Origin of the sequence: Micropruina sp., assembly GCF_027492755.1 — a bacterium.
Taxonomy (GTDB): Bacteria; Actinomycetota; Actinomycetes; order Propionibacteriales; family Propionibacteriaceae; genus Micropruina.
The window spans coordinates 1-20,274 of record NZ_JAPUED010000158.1; the positions used below are offsets into that span (position 1 = coordinate 1).

Sequence of the window (20,274 nt, forward strand, 5' to 3'; positions counted from 1 at the left end):
CGTCCGCCCCAACCCCCTGACCCGCAAAGCCCTCCCTAACTATCTCTGCCCTCCCGCATGTGGGAGGGCAGAGATAGTTAGGGAGGGCTATACCGGGTAGCCACAGAGGTGACCGGCCTGCTCAGCGGCCCATCAGCTTGAGCGCCTCGGCGAGTGCCGTCTTGGCCTCGTTCACCTTCGACTGGTAGGTCGCCAGATCGCCCTTGCGGAGTGCGGCATCAGCCGCCACGAAGGCGTTCTGCGCCTGGTCGAGCTTGGCCATCGCGGCCGGTCCGGCGGGCTGCGTCGATCCGGACGGCTGCGGGGCGGGGCTACCCGTCCCGGACGGCGAGGGCGAGGCACTCGGCTGCTCACCGGTGGTGGCACCGGCACTGCCATCGAACACTTCGTCGAGCGCCTGCTGCAGGGTGTTGCCGATGCCCACGTGCGCACCGAACCGCACGACCACGAAGGCCAGCGCCGGGTACGAGCCGGTGTTGCCCTGACGCATCGTGTAGATCGGCGCCACATAGAGCAGGCCGTTGCCCATCGGCAGCGTCAACAGGTTGCCGTAGGTGGCTGAGGCCGCACCCTGGTTGAGGAACGGTCGCAGCTTCTCGGCGACCTTCGGGTCGGTGTTGATCGCGTTGAAGGTCTGGCCGGGTCCGTCGATCTGATGGGTGTCGGACATCCGCAGCACCCGCAGCTTGCCGTAGTCGGGGCTGGTGGCCTCGGCAATCACCGACATGTAGCTGGCCAGGTTGGAGCGGTTCTTCGGCACGAAAACGGTGGTCTGGCTGAACACCGGACTCTTGTCCTCGGGCCACTTGATGCTGAGGTAGTAGGGCGGCTCCTTGGCGTCGGTGCTGGCCTTGACCGGATCGTTCGGCACCTGCCAGAGATCCGATTGCGCGTACCAGGTGTACGGGTCGGTCATGTGATAGCGGCCGAGGATCTCGCGCTGCACCTTGAACAGGTCCTCCGGGTAGCGCAGATGGCTGAGCAGGTCGGAACTGATCGCGCTCTTCGGCTGCACGGTACCGGGGAAGGCTCGCGAATACGCCTGCAGGATGGGGTCGGCCTCGTCCCAGGCGTACAGCGCCACCGTGCCGTCGTAGGCGTCCACCACCGCTTTCACCGAGTTCCGGATGTAGTTGATGTTGGCGTCCACCTGGGTGCCGACGGCGCGCGACTGGGTGTCGGCCGCCGAGTTCCGCAGGTTGACCAGCTCGCTGTTCGGGTAGCTGCTCGAGGTGGTGTAGCCGTCCACGATCCACACCGTGCGACCGTCGACGACCGCCGGGTAGATGTTCGAGTCGAGGGTCAGCCAGGGCGCGACCTCCTGCACCCGTTCTTTCGGGGTCCGGTTGTACAGGATTCGCGACTGGCTGTTCACCCGGTCGGTCAGCAGCAGGTTGAAGTCCATGAACTTGGCGGCGTAGAGGGCACGGGTGAAGGCGTCGCCGATCGGCACGCCGCCCTTGCCGGAATACACGTTGGACTTGCCGTTGGGCGTGTCGAGCTCGATCGGCTCCTGGCCCTGCTCGCGTCCGACGATCGCGTACTGGGTGGACTGTTCACCGAAGTAGATCCGCGATTCGTGGTCGGGCAGCTTGCCCTGCGGCGGAATGTCACGGACGATCCACTCGGGCTGACCGTCACTCTGCCGGCGGTTGCCGTAGGCGATCACCAGGCCGTAGCCGTGGGTGTAGACGGTGTGGATGTTGTTCCAGTTCTGGTCGGGCAGTCCGCCGAGGTTCATCTCGCGGGCGGCGACCACCACATCGGTCTCCTTGCCGTCGATGATGTAGCGGTCGACGTCCAGGGCCTCGGGGAACGTGTAGTAGCCACGCACCTGCTGCAACTGTTCGAAGGTCGGCCCGATCACGGCCGGGTCCATCAGCCGGATGCCCGGCAGCGCTTCGGCGTCCGCCTTCAACTGCCCGGCCCGCACCTGGGTGACAGCGTCATAGGAGGTGATCTCGGTGTCGGCGATCCCGAACGCCTGCCGCGTCATGTCGATGTGCTGCCGCATGTACGGGTTCTCTTTGTCAGGCTGGTTCGGCGCCACCACGAACGACTGCACGATCGCCGGGTAGATCAGGGTCAGGATCAGCCCCGAAATCACCATCAGCACCAGCGCCGCTGCGGGATAGATGCCGCGCTTGAGGATCGGGTTGGCGAAGAACAGGCCGGCCACCAGGAACGAGATCACCGCCATCACCAGCTTGGCCCCCAGCCTGGCGTGGTCGTCGGTGTAGTGGACGCCGGTGAACAGCGTGCCCTGGGTGAGCAGCATCGCGTAGCGATCGAGCAGGCACTGCAGGCCGTACAGCACCAGCAGCACACCGGCCAGCACCGACAGGTGCACCCGGGCCGCCTGGGTCAACTGCGGACGCCCCGTCGCGCGCACCGCACGCAGCCCGCCGGTGGTGAAGTGCACCACCACGGCACCGATCAGGCTGAACGCGACCGCGGTCAGCAGGAACGACAGGAAGGCCTGCCAGATCGGCAGTTCGAAGACGTAGAACTTGTAGTCGAGGCCGAACATCGGGTCGACCTGGCCGAACGGGACCGCGTTGATCCAGCTGAGCACCGGAAGGGCCTCGGTGACCGCCGACATGCCGGCCAGCACGCCGAGGGCGAGCGCCGGGATGGCGACGGCGAACTTCGCGTTGTGCTCGAGCAGCTTGCGATAGGCGTCCAGCACGGCGCTGTCGCCGCGCTTCTGCGCCGGAGGCGCGAGCCGGATGGCGAGCCACATGTTGCCGCCGACCAGGACGGCCATCAGCAGCCCGACGCCGAGGAACAGCAACGTCCGGGTCCACAGCTGGGTGGAGAACACCACCCCGAAGTCGATCGAATCGAACCAGAGCTTGTCGGTCCACACCTGGGTGAAGACCGCGAACAGGATGACCAGCACGGCAGCTATGCCGAAGGTCAGTAGTAGTGGCGATCGTCGGTGGACACTTGCAGGCAGGCTCACGCGGGGTCTCCTTGTTCGGTGTCAGTCCAATGTACGTGCCAGCGCGGCGGCCAGCCCGGGAACCAGATCAGTACTCGACAACAACTCGTCGGGATGGCTGCGGATCCGGGCCACGCCGTAGGAATCGCCGGCCCTGGTCGCACCCACCACGACCCGGATCTCCTGGCGTTCGGGGTTGCTCCGGACCTGTTCGGACGCCGCGGCGCCCTCACCCAGTCCGGCGTCCGCGGCCCCGGGCAGGAAGAACCGCTCCAAGCTCAGCGCGACGCCGGCGACGGTGTCCGGCCAGGCGATTCTGGCCAGCGCCTCGCCCAGGTCGGCACCGCCGGCGAAGCCGTCCTGTTCGATGGCGGACAGGTGGCCCGGTTGGGGTTCGAGACCGCCGGTGAGGTGTTCGGCGAGTTGCGGCTCGGCCGCGACCAGGTCGGCGGTGGGCACCAGCGCGAACAGCCGGGCGGGCTGATCCCAGCCGACTCCCCCGACATGCCGCTCGATCTCCATCAGTGCGGCGATCAGAGCATCGGACGTCACACGCAACCCCTCACGCTGCCGGCCTTCGCCGGATCCTTCAGTTCCTGCAGACTCGCGATGGCGTCGGTGAGGGTGGCCACCCGGACCAGCCGCACCGCGGTGGACACGCCCTGCACGTCGGCGCAGTTCTCGGCGGGCACCAGGAAGATGGTGGCTCCGGCGGCCTCGGCACCGGCGATCTTCTCCTGGATGCCGCCGATCGCGCCGACCTTGCCGTCGCCGGTGATGGTGCCCGTTCCGGCGACCGACCGGTCGGCGATCAGGTCGCCGGAGGTCACCATGTCGTAGATCGCGAGAGCGAAGATCAATCCGGCGCTCGGGCCGCCGATGTCGGGGCTGATCCGGAACGTCACCCGCGGCTCGTAGGAGTAGCCGATGGTCAGGTTGATGCCCACCACGGGCTGCGCCGGGTTCGCGTTCGAGGCGGCGGTGATGATCGTCTGGGTGAGCTCCTGGCGGTCGCGCAGGATCTTGAACAGGATCGCCTCACCGACGGCCACCTTGTTGACCGCAGCCTTCACGTCGTCGGTGGTGCTGACCTCCTTGCCGTTGATCTGCAGGATGAAGTCGCCCGGCTTGAGCTTGCCGTCGGCGGGGCTGCCGTTCGACACTCCCATCACCATCGGGTATTCGCGGACCTGCTGGCCGGCCGCGCGCAGTGCCGCCGCGACCGCCGAGGATTGCGAGTTGTCCATCATCTGCACCTCGCGGGCGCGGATCTCGTCGACGCTGGCGCCCGCCGGGTACACGGCATCGCGCGGCAGCACCTCGCGCGCCGAGAGCCAGTACGACAGCAGCGCCTCGGGCAGCGTCAGCTGGCTGTCGGCCCGGGTCACCGAGACAGTGGTGAGGCGCAGTTCGCCGGTGGTGGGATAGGTGGGGATGCCCTCCACCTCGACGCGGGCCTGACCATCGACCGGTTCGAAAAGGTTCACCGTCGTCCCCGGGGACCAGCTGACGAACGGCACCGGGGTGAGCGAGACGACGGCAGCCAAGGCCACGAACAGCAGCGCCGAGACGGCGGCCGTCCAGGTCTGCTTGGTCACCTGACGACCCTACCGGACTCGTGCCCGGCGCCCGGTGCCGACTCCCTTGCCGGGTGCGGGACAATGGGGTGGTAGCGCGCCGGGCCGGTGGTCCGGCGAACCAGTCCCTCGACCACAGGAGCCCACCCATGGCCAACGATCCGGACCTCCCCGCCGGCGACCAGCCGCCCGAGGAGAACCCGCTGGCCCAGTTCCTCGCCCAGTTCGGCATCACCCCGGGCCCGGACGGCGAGTTCGACATGGCCGCACTCACCCAGCGTCTGCAGTCGGTGATGGCGCAGTTCCAGACCCAGATGGCCGGGTTCGGCCCGACCGACGCCAGCAGCGGGATGAACTGGACCTTCACCAAGGACATCGCCCGTCGGGTGACCGCATCGCTGGGTGCCGACCAGAGCCCGTCCGCGGCCCAGTCCGGACAGGTCCGCGACGCGGCCGGCCTGGCCGACCTGTGGCTGGACGAGTCGATCAGCTTCCCGCGACTCAGTGCGCCCGCGGTGGCCTGGAGCCGCGCCGACTGGGTGGAGGGCACCTTCGAGACCTGGCGCAAGCTCGGCAACCCGATCGTCACCAGCCTGTCCGTGGCGATGGGCGCGTTGATGTCGCGCGAAGCGGGGCCGGGTGAGGAGTTCATGAAGCCGATGGTGCGGGCGGCGGCGTCCGGCATGTTCGCTGCCCAGGTCGGCCAGTCGGTGGGCCGGCTGTCCGCCGAGGTGCTGAGCGTCAGCGACATCGGCCTGCCGCTGGGGACGCATCCGCAGGTCGCGCTGCTGCCCAGCAACATCGAGGCGTTCGGTGCCGAACTCGAATCGGTGACGCCCTCGGACGTGCTGCTGTTCCTGGCGCTGCGCGAATCGGCACGCCAACGGCTGTTCGCCGCGGTCGGCTGGCTCGGCCCGCAGCTACATGCCCTGGTGGAGCACTACGCCCGCGACATCACCATCGACACCTCCGCGCTCGAGCAGGCGATCGAGCAGCAGCTCAGCGCGGCGATGAGCGCCGACGACCTGGAACGCGCCGGGCAGGCACTCGCCGGCAAGCTGTTCGAGCCGGCTGTGACACCCGAACAGGCCGAGGTGCTGGAGCGGTTGGAGACGCTGCTGGCCCTGGTCGAAGGCTGGGTGGACGAGGTGGTCGGCCACACCATGACCCGCTGGATGCCCAACGGACAGGCACTGACCGAGGTGGTCCGTCGCCGCCGGGCAGCCGGTGGCCCCGCAGAGAGCGCACTGAAGAGCCTCGTCGGCCTGGAGCTGCGACCCCGCCGCACCCGGGACGCCGCGAACCTGTGGGCGGCCGTCCGAGCCACCCGGGGCGCCGAGGCGCGCGACGCGGCCTGGCACCACCCCGACCTGATCCCCACCTCGTCCGACCTCGACGACCCGCTGGGTTACGCCGAACACGGCCACCAGGTGGTCCCCGACGAGCTGGACGCCGAGTTGCAGAAGCTGCTCGACCAGGAGGGCGGGCAGTAGATAGTCACCACCCGGTGACCGGGGGACGGTTCTTTCGGTCACCGCTGGTCGAGCTTGTCGAGACCCTGTGTGCGACCGGGTTTCGACAAGCTCAACCCTCGGAAATCAGTCCTCGGCCATGGCGAGCCCTTGGGCGCTGCTCCAGCCTTCCAGGAAGCCCTTCGCGCGTTCGGCCTCGGGGTAGCGGGCCACCAAAGCGTGGAAACGGGCTGAATGGGTGCGCTCCAGCAGGTGCGTGAGTTCGTGGACGAGCACGTAGTCGGCGACCCAGTCGGGCATCTGCTGCAGCCGGTCGGACAGCCGGATCTGGCCGGTGGCCGTGGTGCATGAGCCCCAGCGCTGATGCTGCCGGGACGACCAGCTGACGGTGAACGCGGGCATCGGCTGTCCCGGCTCGGCCAGGTACCGGGCGGACAACTCAGCTGCCCGGGCGGTCAGTGCCGCGTCCCCGGTGGGCGGACGGCGTCCGGCTTCCTGTTCCAGGAAGCGCGACACGAACCCCGGAATCAGTTCCCGCTCCTGCCGAGCGGTCATTCGGGCGGGCACCAGCACGACCAGCGTGCCGGCCTCGCGCACGATGCCCATCGTCGTCCGCCGCCGGGCGCTGCGCCGCACGACGTAGTGTTCCGAGGTCATGGAATCGAGGCTAACCGGCGGCACCGACAACTCCCGTCCCACCGGGCCGTCGTCGTGTTGACCAGCCGCCCGATGCCCCACTACGGTCTTTCCGGACGAGGCCTATGGCTACTCCGCTCGCAGGGGAAGGCAAGCGGACGACGCGGTAGGCCTCGTCTTCATCGTGCGGGCGACTCGCCAGGGATGCCCGCGCGCACCGCACGGTCAGCCGGTGCCGTATGCTGAACCGGCAAGCGCGCTGTGATTACTGCCAGCGCACACCATCAATAGGAGGAAATGACGTGGCCGACGACACCTACAGCGGTTCGTTCTACTGCGTGAAGTGCAAGGACCATCGCGACGCCAGTGGCGACGTGACGGTCAACGCAAAGGGAACGCGGATCGCCAAGGCCAAGTGCCCCGTTTGTGGGACCAATCTGACCCGCTTCCTGCCCAAGGCCTGAGCACGCACTGAAGGCGCCGCACCGTTGGTGCGGCGCCTTTGGCATGTCCACGACGGCTACCGCGCGCTTCGTAGCATCCAGAGATCCCGGCGTTCGCCGGGATGACGGGAACCCCTCACGTCACCCGTTTCGGTCATCCCGGGCTTGCCCCGGGATCTCCGTTGGCACTCGGCGCAACTGGTGCGAGGTGTTGTCCGTTTGCCCCTCCGGTGTTGTCCGTCGCTCCCGGGCCGATGACCCGACGGCGGACCTCGGCCAGCATGGGCGGGTGGTTTCCGAGCGGCGCGAGCACTGGCAACTGCGGGCGCCGATGCCGGTGCTGCGGCGTCCGGACGGCGTGCTGCAGCTGGGTTTGGAGCCGCCGGCGGGCATTCTGCTCGGCCGTCTCCCGCCCACGGCGGATCAGGTTCTCGACGCGCTGCTGGAGCCCTGCACCATGCGGCGGCTGGCCCGGATCGGCGGCGCCTCGTCGGCACGGTGGCTGCCCGGCCTGCTCACCGCCCTGGACGGCGCCGGCCTGCTGCGACGTCCGGCGCCGTCCGGACCGGTCACCGTCGTCGGCACCGACCGGCTCACCCTGCTGATCATCGAGTTGCTGCTCGACGCGTGCCGCGGCCCGGTCCACGCCGTCTGGCCCGACGCTCCGGCTCCGCCCGCGGCACTCGACCAGCTGCAGCGACGCCATCCCCATCGGATCCGGTTCAGCAGCCATGTCGGCGGACCCGACCGTGCGCCGTCGGGCTTGTCGGTGGTCTGTGTCCGGGCGCTCGAGGCGGACCGCGCGGTGCTGCGCCAGCTCGGCGGTCCGCAGCTGATCGTTGCCTGCAGCGACCTCGGCGCTTCGGTGGGGCCGCTGGTCGTCCCCGGCCGCACCGCCTGCCTGCGCTGCGAGGATCTGCACCGCCTCGAGCGTGACCCGGTCTGGCCGGAACTGCTGCTCCAGCTCAGCCGGCCGCGCAGCTCGGACGCCGCTCCGGCCGGCCTGCATTGGGCCGCCGGCGTCGCCGTGCTGCACGCCACCTCCTGGCTGGCCGGCGGTGTGCCCGACTCGCTGGGCGCCGGTCTGGTCCTGGACCTGGACGGCGCACTGCGGGTGCGTCCGCTGCGGGCCCACCCGGGCTGCGGCTGTGGAGCGGCCCGCTGACGGCCGGGTTTCGCCGGGTTGGCACAATGGCGCCATGGACGGGCCGGAACACACCACCGAGGAACGTCCGCTGCCCACCTCGTCGCTGGCCCGAGCCTCGCGAATGCTGTCCTTGCCGCTCGGCGCGGCAGGCCGGCAGGCGGTCGGACTGGGCCGGCGGCTGCTCGGTGCCGACTCCGAGCAGGTCGACAGCGAGATGCGCGCCGCCGCCGCGGAACAGCTGTTCGCGGTGCTCGGCGAACTCAAGGGCGGCGCGATGAAGTTCGGGCAGGCGCTCAGCATGTTCGAGGCGTTCCTGCCCGAAGAGGTCGCCAAGCCCTACCGGCAGCATCTGGCCAAGTTGCAGGACAGCGCTCCCCCGCTGCCGTCGTCGCGGGTACAGGCGGTGCTGCGCAACGAACTCGGTCCGCGCTGGCGGGAACGTTTCACCAGTTTCGACCTGCGGCCCGCTGCGGCGGCGTCCATCGGCCAGGTGCATCGTGCGGTGCTGACCAACGGTGCGCCGGTGGCGGTGAAGATCCAGTACCCCGGAGCCGATCAGGCGTTGCGGTCCGACCTGCGGCAGATCGAACGGCTGGCTTCCGTCGTGGCTCCGCTCGCGGGCGGTGTGGACGTGGTGACGATGAGCCGCGAGCTGGCCGCCCGGATCTCCGAGGAGGTCGACTACACGCTCGAAGCCGACAATCAGTCCCGCGCGGCCACCGCGTTCGCCGGTGACTCCGAGTTCGCCGTGCCCCGGGTCTGGGAGGCCACGAATCGGCTGCTGATCAGTGACTGGCTGGACGGACGCCGGCTCTCCAGCGTGGCCGACGCCCCTGCGATCGAGCGCAACCGGGTCGGCCTGTCCTACGTCCGGTTCCTGTTCGCCGGCCCCGCCCGGGCGGGCCTGTTGCACGCCGACCCCCACCCCGGGAACTACCTGGTGCTGCCGGACGGACGCCTCGGCGTGGTCGACTTCGGGCTGGTCGCGCGGCTGCCGGACGGGCTGCCGTCCGCGATGGGCCGGCTGATCCGGCTGGCGATCGCCGACGACGCGGACGCCATGGCGACCGGACTGGCCGACGAGGGTTTCGTCGCCCGCGACGTCGACGCCCGGGAACTGCTCGGCTACCTGGAGCCGTTCGTGGAGCCCGCCCGGTATGACGAGTTCCACTTCGACCGGGAGTGGATGCGCGCCCAGTTCCTGCACGTGCGCGGCAGCTCGAACCGGGACGGGGTGGCGATGAAACTCACCATTCCGCCCGTGTACGCGCTGATCCACCGGGTCTGGCTAGGCGGAATAGCCGTCCTGGCACAGCTGGACGTGACCGCCGGGTTCCGCGGCGTGCTGGCCGAGTTCCTGCCCGGCTGGGACGACTGACTCAGCCAGCGGCCGGGCCGGCCCGCAGGATCTCGAGCACCGCTTCGGCGTATTTGTCCGCCTTCGACCGGCCCACGCCGGCGATCGCCAACAGTCCGCGCTCATCGGTGGGCCGGGCTTCTGCGATGGCCATCAACGTGGCGTCGGTGAACACGCAGAAGGCCGGCAGGCCGACCTCCTCGGCCTCTTGCCGCCGCCATTCCCGCAACAGTTCCCAGGTGCGGTCGTCGTAGCTGGACGGGCAGTCGGCGTGCCGTCCGAGCTTGAGTTCCGCACCGGCGGCGAGCGGACCACCGCAGACCCGGCAGGTCAGGCTGTGCTTGCTGCGGTTCTGCTTTCCACCACCCCGGGCCGGACGGGCCGGAGCGGTGGCAGGCCGGACGCCGTCCAGGAACCTCGACGGCTTGCGGCGCATCGAGCCGTCGTTGCGGGAGACCGCCCACGACACCCACAGGTGTCGCTTGGCCCGGGTGATGCCGACGTAGAGCAGCCGGCGTTCCTCGGCGACCTGTTCGGGCGACTGGGCCAGCGCGAACGGCAGCGTGCCTTCCTGGACGCCGACCAGCGCAACACCTTCCCACTCCAGGCCCTTGGCCGCATGCAGGGTGGACAGTGTGACGCCGGCACCGGCGGGCGCATGCTCGACCCGGGCCCGCTCGTCGATCTCGGCGAGCAACTCGGCCAGACCGGCGCCGGTGTGTTCGGCGGCGAACTCCTCGGCGAGCGCCAGCAGCGCCGCCAGCGACTCCCAGCGCTCGCGGGCCTGGCCCTGGCCCGACGGCGGCTCCGCCGTCCAACCCTGGCCTGCCAGCACCCCGCGCACCGTCGCGACCAGGTCACCTACCGCCGCGGCCAGCTGGCCCCTCAGCGCCACGATCGCGTTGCGCACCTCGGGCCGCTGGAAGAAGCCCTCCGAGGCCCGCAGGCTGAACGGCACACCGGCGCCGGACAGGGCCGCTTCGTAGGCCGGCGACTGGGCATGGATGCGGTACAGCACCGCCAGTTCCGACGGCGGGACGCCGTCGGCGATCAGGCCGGCCAGCCAACGCGCCACCTGCGCCGCCTCGTCGGCCTCGGTGGCGGCCTGGGTGAACTGGGGCTGTGGCCCGTCGCCGCCCTGGGCGACCAGCCGGACGCCCTCGCCCGGCCCGTGCGCGTGCAGCACCCGGTTGGCCACCTCGACCACCTGGGTGGTCGACCGGTAGTCGCGCACCAGCCGGACGATCTCCGCTTCGGGATGGTGGATCGCGAACCGGGTCAGATAGCTCGACCGGGCGCCGGCGAAGGAGTGGATGGTCTGGGCGGCGTCGCCCACCACACACAGGTCGGGCCGTTCGGTCTGCCACAGCTCGAGCAGCTTCTGCTGCAGCGGGCTGACGTCCTGATACTCGTCGACGACCAGATGGCGGTAGGTGCGGCGCACCTGGGCTCGGACGTCGTCGTGGTCGGAGAGCAGCGCCACCGTGCAGAGCAGCACGTCGTCGAAGTCGATCACCCCGCGGTCGCTCTTCAGCTGCTCGTAGCGGGCGTAGATCCGGCCGACCGCGGTGGCATCGACGGCGGACACCTCGCGCCCCTGCGCGGCGGCGAGTTCGGCGTAGTCGGCGGGCGGGACGTTGCTCACCTTGGCCCAGCTGATCTCGGTGAGCAGGTCGCGCAGGGTGCCGGATTCGGCGCGATGGCCGAGCTGCCGTCCGGCTGCTTCGGCCATGATTCCGGCCCGGTGGTCGCTGACCCGGGGCAGTTCGTGACCCATCGCCGCCGGCCAGAAGTACTGCGCCTGCCGCAGCGCCGCGGAATGGAAGGTGCGGGCCTGCACCCGCGGGAAGCCGAGAGTGCGCAGTCGTCCGCGCAGCTCGCCGGCGGCGCGGGTGGTGAAGGTGACCGCGAGCACCGCCTGCGGGTCGTAAGCACCCGTCGCACAGCCGTAGGCGATCCGGTGGGTGATCGCCCTGGTCTTGCCCGTTCCCGCGCCCGCGATCACCGCGACCGGCACGCCGAAGGTGGTCGCCACTGCCCGCTGTTCGGGGTCGAGGGCAGCCAGCAGAGCGTCGGGATCGGGCACGCCAGACACTGTAGAACGCGGTTCCGACACTCGCTGAAACCGTCGCCGGTCGAGCTTGTCGGGGCTGAACGTACGCACGCCGGCACGAGAGGTTTCGACAAGCTCAACCAACGGTGGTTGCGTTGCTCAGCTTCCCCAGCGCGATCCAGACCACCCGTTGGTCGAGCTTGTCGAGACCCGTCCCCTCCGCGAATAGCATTCGGCACAACCAACCGCCCGGGAGATCCATGAGCCAACCGCCGAACGCCGACGAGAACCAGCCCACGTCAATCCGGCGCACGCCGGAATCTCCGGACGAGCCCGAGGCTCCGAAGAAGCGCGCTACGACCTGGCGCGGTCCGGGCGGCATTCGCGTGTCGCTGATCGGTCTGATCGGCGTCGCTCTGGTGGTCGCCGGCATCCTGATCCTGGTCCAGACCGGCAACGCTGCGTTCGGATCGGGGGTCGTCGTGGTCGGTTTCGGCGTCTTGCTGATCGACGCACTACGGGCTCGCTGAGCTGCCAACGAAAACTGTCGGAGCCGCCCCCTAGGGTGTTGCCCAGCATGACCGGACTGTTTCTTCACCGCAGCGACGACGCCCCCGCACTGGCCGCCGAACTGGCGTCCCGTCTGGGTGGCCCGCGCACCGACCCGTTCGCCCTCGACCTGGTGGTGACCCCGCACGCGCATCTGCGCCGCTGGCTCACCAATGAGCTGGCCCATCGGCTCGGACGCCCCGGCGAGGGCATCTGCGCGGGCATCAGGTTCGTCAGCCCCGGCCGGCTGTTGCACGAACTGGGCGATCCGGTGCGGTTCTGGCAGCCACGGCAGTTGGCCTGGCGGCTCTTGCGGGTGCTGGCCGAGCATCCCGACGAACCGCGGCTGGCGCAGCTGCGCCGGCATCTGGCCGGCTCGCGCAACGCCTACCCGGTGGCGTACCGGGTCGCCGGGCTGTTCCAGCGCTACCTGCAGTGGCGTCCGGCGATGGTGGCTCGCTGGGAGGCCGGTGAGAACGTCGACGAAGGCGGCATCGACCTGGGTTTCGACGCCTGGCAGCCAGTGCTGTGGCGGCTGGCGACGGCCGAATGCAGCCCGTTGGCGGTGAGTGCCGGCCTGCGAGCCCGGCTGCGCAGCGAGCCGAGCCCGGGGCTGCCCCCGTCCTGGTCGTTCGTCCAGCCCGATCCGCTCTCACCGTGGTGGCTCGACCTGCTCGACGCGCTCGCCACGCACCACGACGTGCACGTGTCGTTGCGGCAGACCTCCGTCACCGCCGGCAACCCGGTCGGCCCGGCTGCCCGGTTGACCGGGTTCGAGCGGAACTCCCAGGCCGGCTTGTTGCAGCGAGCCACCGTGCACGACCTGCCGGCGGCGTCCGGACGAGACGGAACACTCGGCTGGCTGCAGCGCACGCTGCGCGGTGAAACCGTCGCACCGCCACCTCCGGACGGCTCGGTGCAGCTGCACGGCGGGCACGGGCTGGAACGCCAGGTGGAGATCCTGCGCGATGTGATCACCGCCCTGCTGGCCGCCGACCCGACGTTGGAGCCGCGCCACATCATCGTCGGCTGCGCCAACCTCACCGCCGCCGCACCGCTGGTCCAGGCCGCCTTCCGGTTGCCCACCGGCGTGCCCGGACGGCATCCGGCCAACGACTTCCGGGTGCAACTGGCCGACCGCAGCTCGGCGGAGGTGAATCCCCTGGTGGGGGTGCTGGTGCAGACCCTGACGCTGGTCGCCTCGCGGGCCAGTGCCGCCGACGTCATCGACTTCTGCACCCGGCCCGCGGTGGCCGCGCGGTTCGGCCTCGACTCCGACGCCGTCGAACGACTCGCGCGGCTGGCCGGCGAGTCCGGCGTGCGGTGGGGGCTGTCGGCACCGCACCGTGCCCGCTACGGCCTCGACCACGTGCCCCAGAACACCTGGGCGGCAGGCCTGCAACGCATGCTGCTCGGCGTCGCACTGGGCGAGCACGAGCTGCCCGTGGTCGGCACGGTGCTGCCACTCGACGACGTCGAGGACGGCGACCTGGCCGCGGTGGGCGGGGCGTCCGAGCTGATCAGCAGGCTTTCCCGGCTGGCCACCGAGTGTGAGACCCCGGCGCCGCTGCGCGAATGGGTCACCCGGCTGCAGTGGGCCCTGGACGCGTTCGCCCTGGTCGAGGGCGACGACAGTTGGCAGCGCACCGACACGCTGATGCGCGTCGCCGACCTGGCCGAGCGTGGTGCCGGCGACGAGCCGCTCAGCCTGATCGAGATCATCGACCTGATCAGCGACGAGTTCGAGCGCGGCACCGCCCGCTCCACCTTCGGCAACGGATCGCTCACCGTGTGCTCGTTGCGGTCGCTGCGCGGCGTCCCCTACCGGGTGGTCTGCCTGCTGGGGCTGGACGACGGGGTGTTCCCCCGCGCCGCTGAGCGCGACGGCGACAATCTGATGCTGCGCACGCCACGCGCCGGTGAGCCCGATCCGCCCGCTGAAGACCGCCAGGCGCTGGCCGAGGCGATCATGGCCGCCGGCGACACCGTCGTCGTGGTGCATCAGGCACGCTCGGCACAGACCAACGAAGAGATCCCGCCGCCGGCGGCGCTGGCCGACCTGATCGACCTGGTGCGGCAGGCGGGCGTCGCCGAACAGCCGCACCCGTTGCAGCCGTTCAGCCCCACCCTGTTCGCCGGCGACCAGCCGCGCAGCTACGACCCGGCCGGCCTGCGGGGCGCCCTCGCGGTGACCGGTCCGCGCCGGCTGCCCGATCCGGGTAGGCCGATCCCGCCCGCCGCGCCGCTCACCGAACTCGGCCTGGACGACCTGGTCTCCTTCGTCCGCGATCCGGTCCGGCACTTCCTGCGGGAACGCTGCGGGCTGAGTTACTGGCAGGCCGACCCGGTGTCCGACGAGATCCCGATCGAGCTCGGCTTCATCGACCGCTGGAAGGTCGGCGAACGACTGTTGGGCTTGGTCCGGTCGGGGCGCTCGCTCGATGAGGCGGTGCGTGCCGAATGGCTGCGCGGTGCGGTGCCGCCGGGCGCGCTCGGCACCCGGGTTCTCGACGGGGTGGCCGGCCAGCTGCGGCCGATCGTCGAATCGCTTCCGGAGGCTGCCGGTGCGCCGGTCCGGCACCACGACATCGCGGTGGACTGCGGCCCCGTCCGGCTCACCGGCCGGGTCGCCAGCCAGCGTGATCTGGTGCTGCAGGCCACCTTCTCCCGGCCTTCGGAATCCCGCTCGGTCGGGCTCTGGCTGCAGTTGCTGGCCCTCTCCGCGTCCGCCGACGGTCCGTGGCAGGCCATGCTGGTCGGACGCGGCGGCCGGCGAGTGTGGCGCGGCCCCGACCCGACGTCCGCCCACGAACTGCTCTGCCGCTGGGTGCGGCTCTATCGCCTCGGCCTGGACGCCCCGCTGCCGTTGCCGTTGCGGTTCGGCGCCAAGCTGGCCGCCATGCTGGCCGACGGCAAGGATCCGTTCGCCGAGCTGCGCGAGCTGCAGTTCGCCTACCGCGACGACCGCAACCCGCAATGGCAACAGTTCTATGCCGAGGCCGAGGACCTGCTGGCGGTGCCGACCACCACCGACGATCTCGACCAGCCCGGCGAGTCGGTGCTGGCCAGTGCCGCCGCCCGGCTGATCTGGGAGCCGATCGCCAGCTACGAGGCGGTGCCGGTGCGATGAACGGCTACGCCGAATTCGATCCCGAGGCTCCGCTGCCCGAAGGCACCACCGTGCTGGAGGCGTCCGCCGGCACCGGCAAGACCCATGCCGTGGCGACGCTCGCCGTCCGGCTGCTGGCCGAGGGTGCGACCAGCCTCGACCGGCTGCTGATGGTCACCTTCGGACGCAACGCGACCCGCGAGCTGCGGGCCAGGATCCGCAGCCACCTGCTGGAGACCGTGGCCGAACTCGAGCCGGGTGAACCGCGGGAGCGGCTGTCCGCCGCGCTCGCCACCTTCGACGGGGCCCGGGTGATGACCATCCACGAGTTCTGCGCGGCCATGTACGCCCAACTCGGCATCCTGGCCTCCGCCGATCCGTCCGGACGGGTCGTCCCCGATCTGGGTCCGTTGGTGCGTGAGGTGGCCCACGACCTCTACCTGAACCGGTACGCGTTCGACTCCCGGCAGCCGCCGTTCCCGCTCGCCGACGAGAAACGCAACGGGGTGCAGATCCGTGGTGCGATGAGTCTCGCCGGCGACGCGGTGTCGCACGTGTTGCGGCCGATCGTGCCGACCGACGCCGACGGGGTGGTCGCCGAACGTGTCGGCTTCGCGCAACGCGTCCGGAAGGTTGCCGCCGAGCGACGCCGGCAGCTCGGCGTGCTCACCTTCGACGACCAACTGGTGCGGCTGCGCGACACCCTGGCCGACGAGAAGACCGGCGAGACCAGCTGCGAACGGCTCCGCAGCCGCTTCGACGCCGTCCTGGTCGACGAGTTCCAGGACACCGACCCGGTGCAGTGGGAGATTCTGCAGCGCCTCTTCGACGGCCATCGCCGAATGGTGCTGATCGGCGATCCGAAGCAGGCCATCTACACCTTCCGGGGCGCCGACATCGCCGCGTACACCACGGCGGTGACCACCGCGGCCGACCGCTTCTCGCTGGGGGTGAACCACCGCAGCGACGCCGCCCTGGTGCAGGGTCTCGGCGAGCTGTTCGAGGGCCTCCAGCTGGGCGAGTCGATCGAGGTGCATCCGGTGACGGCGCATCGACCCGGCTGCGGTGTCCGCACCGCAGGCGGCGCGATCTCCCCTGTCGTGCTGCGCACGCTGGATCAGGAGATCCGGCCCTGGCAAGGGCACGAACGCATCCGGGCCGACCTGGTGGCGCAGGTGCGCCGCCTCCTCGACCACGAGGAGCTCGCCGACGGCGGCGGCTGGCGCGCGGTGCAACCGGGCGACATCGCCATCCTGGTACGCACCAACAGAGGCGCCGCCCGGATCGCAGCCGCGCTGCGCGCCGCCGGCGTCCCGGTCGCGTTGAGCGGCTCGGACAGCATCTACGGCTCACCGGCCGCCGACGACTGGCTGGTGCTGCTGCAGGCGCTCGCCTCGCAGCGCCGCAACGAGGTGCGCCACGCGCTGATCAGCGCCTTCTTCGGTCTCACCCTGGGCGACCTGGCGAGCGCCGACGACGGTCAGCTCGCCGACTGGACGGCGATGCTGAGGCAATGGGACCGCACCCTGAACCGGGCCGGGGTGGCCGCCCTGTTCGCCTCGATCAGTGCCGAGACCACGTTCATCGAACGGGTGCTCTCCCGGCCCGACGGCGAACGCCTGATGACCGATTTCCGGCATCTCGCCGAGGTGCTGCACGAGGCGTCCGGACACACCCGGCCCAGCGCGGCCTGGCTGGCGGAATGGCTGCAGAACGAGCGGACGAAGACAGTCGACGACGAACGCACCCGGCGGCTGGAGACCGACGCCGAGGCGGTCCAGGTGAAGACCGTGCACGGCGCGAAGGGGCTGCAGTACCCGATCGTGCTGCTGCCCGACCTGTGGACCAGCCCGGGCGGCGACGACGACGGCCGCGGTCTGCTGCTGCACGAGGGCGGACGCGCCGTGCTCGACCTGGGCGGCCGGGACGCCTCCGGCCGCAGTCAGCGCTGGCGACGAAGCCAGACCGAGGATGCCGAAGAGGCGTTGCGGCTGCTGTATGTCGCGTTCACCCGCGCCCGGTCCCAGGTGATCGCCTGGTGGGCGCGCACCCCGCACACTCCGCGCTCCGCGCTGCAGCGGGTGCTGTACCGGGACCGCGAGCGGCTGCCGGCCGCGCCGGCGTCCGGCTACCCGCTCGATCGCACACCGGGCAGCCTCTCCCCCGCCGACCTGCCATGGATGCGCGCGGCGCGGGCGGTGGCGGTGCAGTCGGTCGAACCCGGCGCGCCCGCATCGCTTCGCGCCGACACCGGCTCGGTCCCGATGCTGCGCGCGCTGAGCTTCGACCGCACCATCGACCCGGACTGGCGCCGAACCTCGTATTCGGGGTTGACCGCCGGGGTGCATGCCGAGGCGCCGCTGCTGGCCGACGAACCGGAGCAGACCGAATCGATCGTGCCGTCGGCGTTCGACACCGCACCTTCGCCGATGAGCGATCTGCCGGGCGGCACCCAGTTCGGCACCCTGGTGCACGCCCTGTTCGAGCAGGTCGATCCGGGACCCAACGAAGACGCCCTGCGAGCCAGGCTCCGTGCGGCCGCCGCGGAGTGGCTACCCCGCTTCCCGTTGCCCGGCGTCACCCCCGCCGAGCTGGCGGACGCCCTGGTGCCGGCCTTCATGACCCCGCTGGGGCCGTTGACCGACGACCGCAGCCTCGCCCAGCTACCGGTCGGCGACCGGCTGGCAGAGCTCAACTTCGACCTGCCGATGGTGCCCAGCACCACCTTCACCCTGGGCGATCTGGCCGAGTTGATGCGGGCCCACCTGTCCCCCGACGACCCGCTGGTCGGCTACCCGGCATTGCTCGCCGACCCGGCGCTGGCCGTCCAGCCGTTGAAGGGGTTCCTGACCGGCAGCATCGACGCCGTGTTCCGGGTGGGTGCGCCGGCCGGGCCGCGGTTCGTGGTCGTCGACTACAAGACCAACCGGCTGGGCGGTGAGGAACTGACCCTGGGTCACTATGCGCAGGGGCCGATGGTCGCCGCCATGTGCGCCTCCCACTACCCGTTGCAGGCGCTGCTGTACTGCGTCGCGCTGCACCGCTTCCTGGCCGGACGCCTCCACGGCTATCGACCCGAGGTGCACCTGGGCGGCGTGCTCTACCTGTTCGTGCGCGGCATGGGTGGACCGGCCTCAGGGCCGGACACCGGGGTGTTCGCCTGGCAGCCGCCGGCGTCCCTGGTGGAAGAACTGTCCCGACGGTTGGGAGGTGTCCAGAAGTGACCGATCCGGCATTGTCGATCGCCGCGTCCGGGCTGGTCGGCGAGTTCCACGCCCTCGGCGTCCTGGACTGGGCCGACCTGCATCCGGCCCGGCAGATCACCCGGCTGTACCGGGAGAGCGACGAACGGGTGCAACTGGCGACCGCGTTCACCGTCCGTGCCCTGCGGGCCGGCTCGGTGTGCCTCGAACTCGACCGGGTGCGCAACGGCGTCACCGGACGCGACGACGAGCTGGTCGAGATCCCGGACGAGCTCTGGCCCGACCCCCACGGCTGGCTCGCCGCCCTGCGGCACAGCCCCGCGGTGGCGCACGGCAGCGACGGCGACGTCACCCGGCCGCTGCGACTGATCGACCACAAGCTGTACCTGACCCGCTACTGGGAACAGGAGGAGCAGGTCAGGCTCAGCCTGCAGCGACGCACCCTGATGCGCCCGGCCGAGGTCGATCCCGCCCTCCTCGACGCCTGGCTCGACGAACTCTTCCCGCCACCGGACGCCGACCCCGACCAGCGCCGCGCCGCCGCCCAGGTGGCGACCTCGGGTGTCACCGTGCTGGCCGGCGGCCCCGGCACCGGCAAGACCACCACCATCGCCCGCATCCTGGCCCTGCTGTTCCGGCAGGGGGTGCAACGGGTGGCGCTCACCGCGCCGACCGGCAAGGCGGCGGCCCGGATGGACGAAGCCCTGCGGCAGGCGGCCGATGCCCTGCCGGCCGATGTCGCCGACCGGGTGGGTGGATTGGCCGCCAGCACCCTGCACCGGCTGCTGGGCGCCCAGCCGCATCGGCGTCCGGCCTTCCGGCACAACAGCGACAACCCGCTGCCGCACGACGTGGTGATCGTGGACGAGCTGTCGATGGTCTCGCTGACGATGATGGCCCGGCTCACCGAAGCACTCGGCGACCGGACCCGGCTGGTGCTGGTCGGCGACCCCGACCAGCTCAGCTCGGTGGGTGCCGGCGCGGTGCTCAGCGACCTCACCCAGGCGGCCTGGCGCGGCACCGAGGGTCACAGCCCGGTGGTCCGGCTGCGGCGCAACTATCGCTTCACCGGAGTGCTGGGTGAACTCGCCGAGGCGGTCCGCTCCGGCGACGCCGGCACCGTGCTGGCGCTGGCCACCGCGGGGCATCCGCAACTCACCCTCACCGCGCCCGACCAGCCGCAGGACGAACTGCGTGCCCGGGTGGTGTACCTCGGCCGTGACATCCACCGCGCGGCGCTCGCCGGCGATGCGACGACGGCGCTGCGGCTGCTCGACCGGCACCGGCTGCTGTGCGCGCATCGGCATGGCCCGCACGGCGCCACGACCTGGGCGCGGCAGGCGGAGTTCTGGCTGCGTGCCTCGGTGGCCGGGTTCGGCGCCGAGGGCGACTGGTACGCCGGGCGTCCGGTGCTGGTCACCACCAACCAGCCCGACTGGGGCCTGTACAACGGTGACACCGGCGTTGTGCTCACCGGGACCGGACGCCCCCTGGTGCACTTCGCCGGCGGCGCCCGGCCACTCAGCCCGGAGTTGCTGGGCCCGATCCAGTCGGTGGACGCCCTCACCGTGCACAAGTCCCAGGGCAGCCAGTTCTCGGCGGTGACCCTGGTGCTGCCCGACGTGCAGTCGCCGCTGCTCACCCGCGAGTTGCTCTACACCGCCGTCACCCGGGCCCGTGATGCCGTCCACCTGATCGGGACGCCGGAGGCGCTGAGCGCCGCCGTCGAGCGGACCGCACGCCGCGCGTCCGGCCTGCGGGAACGGCTGTAGCAGCCGTTGAGT

13 protein-coding genes are annotated in these 20,274 nt (G+C 70.9%); 8 read left to right on the forward strand and 5 right to left on the reverse strand.

Annotated features, from left to right (window positions below; translation table 11 throughout):
• Positions 1-121: 121 nt before the first annotated feature.
• The 3 genes from Q0066_RS11090 to Q0066_RS11100 are packed head-to-tail and all read right to left on the reverse strand — an operon-like array spanning position 122 to position 4,542.
• Positions 122-2,965, reverse strand: a complete 2,844-nt coding sequence (locus Q0066_RS11090; protein ID WP_298132877.1) for a UPF0182 family protein — start codon at positions 2,963-2,965, stop codon at positions 122-124.
• 21 nt (positions 2,966-2,986) lie between these two features.
• On the reverse strand, positions 2,987-3,496 hold the full coding sequence (locus Q0066_RS11095) for a PPA1309 family protein (protein ID WP_298132879.1): 510 nt from the start codon (positions 3,494-3,496) through the stop codon (positions 2,987-2,989).
• The gene (locus Q0066_RS11100; protein WP_298132881.1) at positions 3,493-4,542 is read right to left on the reverse strand and encodes a S16 family serine protease; all 1,050 of its coding nucleotides are present in this window, start codon (positions 4,540-4,542) and stop codon (positions 3,493-3,495) included. Before Q0066_RS11100 ends, Q0066_RS11095 begins: the two co-directional genes overlap by 4 nt.
• A gap of 128 nt (positions 4,543-4,670) precedes the next feature.
• Between Q0066_RS11100 and Q0066_RS11105 the strand changes: the two genes are divergently transcribed.
• Positions 4,671-6,014 (forward strand): zinc-dependent metalloprotease, encoded by a 1,344-nt coding sequence (locus tag Q0066_RS11105; protein WP_298132883.1) that lies wholly within the window; start codon positions 4,671-4,673, stop codon positions 6,012-6,014.
• Positions 6,015-6,119: 105 nt separating this feature from the next.
• Here Q0066_RS11105 and Q0066_RS11110 read toward each other — a convergent pair whose 3' ends face one another.
• Positions 6,120-6,650: a M48 family metallopeptidase gene (locus tag Q0066_RS11110; RefSeq protein ID WP_298132885.1), complete on the reverse strand. Its 531-nt coding sequence runs from the start codon at positions 6,648-6,650 to the stop codon at positions 6,120-6,122.
• A 281-nt stretch (positions 6,651-6,931) separates the two neighbouring features.
• Here Q0066_RS11110 and Q0066_RS11115 point away from each other — a divergent pair, with 281 nt between their 5' ends.
• The 3 genes from Q0066_RS11115 to Q0066_RS11125 all read left to right on the forward strand — a co-directional run bounded on the left by Q0066_RS11115 (position 6,932) and on the right by Q0066_RS11125 (position 9,597).
• Positions 6,932-7,093, forward strand: a complete 162-nt coding sequence (locus Q0066_RS11115; protein WP_298132887.1) for a DUF5679 domain-containing protein — start codon at positions 6,932-6,934, stop codon at positions 7,091-7,093.
• 268 nt (positions 7,094-7,361) lie between these two features.
• The gene (locus tag Q0066_RS11120; RefSeq protein WP_298132888.1) at positions 7,362-8,237 is read left to right on the forward strand and encodes a hypothetical protein; all 876 of its coding nucleotides are present in this window, start codon (positions 7,362-7,364) and stop codon (positions 8,235-8,237) included.
• Positions 8,238-8,271: 34 nt separating this feature from the next.
• Positions 8,272-9,597, forward strand: a complete 1,326-nt coding sequence (locus Q0066_RS11125) for an AarF/ABC1/UbiB kinase family protein (protein WP_298132890.1) — start codon at positions 8,272-8,274, stop codon at positions 9,595-9,597.
• A gap of 1 nt (position 9,598) precedes the next feature.
• Here Q0066_RS11125 and Q0066_RS11130 read toward each other — a convergent pair whose 3' ends face one another.
• Complete coding sequence (locus Q0066_RS11130) at positions 9,599-11,662, reverse strand: ATP-dependent DNA helicase UvrD2 (protein ID WP_298132892.1); 2,064 nt, start codon at positions 11,660-11,662, stop codon at positions 9,599-9,601.
• Between the two features lie 227 nt (positions 11,663-11,889).
• Here Q0066_RS11130 and Q0066_RS11135 point away from each other — a divergent pair, with 227 nt between their 5' ends.
• From Q0066_RS11135 to recD, 4 genes are read left to right on the forward strand one after another with little or no spacing between them, the layout of a single operon-like run.
• Positions 11,890-12,159, forward strand: coding sequence for a hypothetical protein (locus Q0066_RS11135; RefSeq protein WP_298132895.1), 270 nt, complete (start codon positions 11,890-11,892; stop codon positions 12,157-12,159).
• Positions 12,160-12,206: 47 nt separating this feature from the next.
• Positions 12,207-15,308, forward strand: a complete 3,102-nt coding sequence (locus Q0066_RS11140; protein WP_298132897.1) for an exodeoxyribonuclease V subunit gamma — start codon at positions 12,207-12,209, stop codon at positions 15,306-15,308.
• Positions 15,305-18,511 (forward strand): UvrD-helicase domain-containing protein, encoded by a 3,207-nt coding sequence (locus tag Q0066_RS11145; protein ID WP_298132899.1) that lies wholly within the window; start codon positions 15,305-15,307, stop codon positions 18,509-18,511. Before Q0066_RS11140 ends, Q0066_RS11145 begins: the two co-directional genes overlap by 4 nt.
• On the forward strand, positions 18,508-20,262 hold the full coding sequence (gene recD / locus Q0066_RS11150) for an exodeoxyribonuclease V subunit alpha (RefSeq protein WP_298132901.1): 1,755 nt from the start codon (positions 18,508-18,510) through the stop codon (positions 20,260-20,262). Before Q0066_RS11145 ends, recD begins: the two co-directional genes overlap by 4 nt.
• The last annotated feature ends 12 nt before the right edge of the window (positions 20,263-20,274 follow it).

Coding starts and splice junctions, on each gene's coding strand:
- Q0066_RS11110 (WP_298132885.1), bottom strand. CDS start 6,650: ATGACCTCGGAACACTACGTCGTGCGGCGCAGCGCCCGGCGGCGGACG.
- Q0066_RS11125 (WP_298132890.1), top strand. CDS start 8,272: ATGGACGGGCCGGAACACACCACCGAGGAACGTCCGCTGCCCACCTCG.
- Q0066_RS11135 (WP_298132895.1), top strand. CDS start 11,890: ATGAGCCAACCGCCGAACGCCGACGAGAACCAGCCCACGTCAATCCGG.
- Q0066_RS11145 (WP_298132899.1), top strand. CDS start 15,305: ATGAACGGCTACGCCGAATTCGATCCCGAGGCTCCGCTGCCCGAAGGC.
- Q0066_RS11105 (WP_298132883.1), top strand. CDS start 4,671: ATGGCCAACGATCCGGACCTCCCCGCCGGCGACCAGCCGCCCGAGGAG.
- Q0066_RS11140 (WP_298132897.1), top strand. CDS start 12,207: ATGACCGGACTGTTTCTTCACCGCAGCGACGACGCCCCCGCACTGGCC.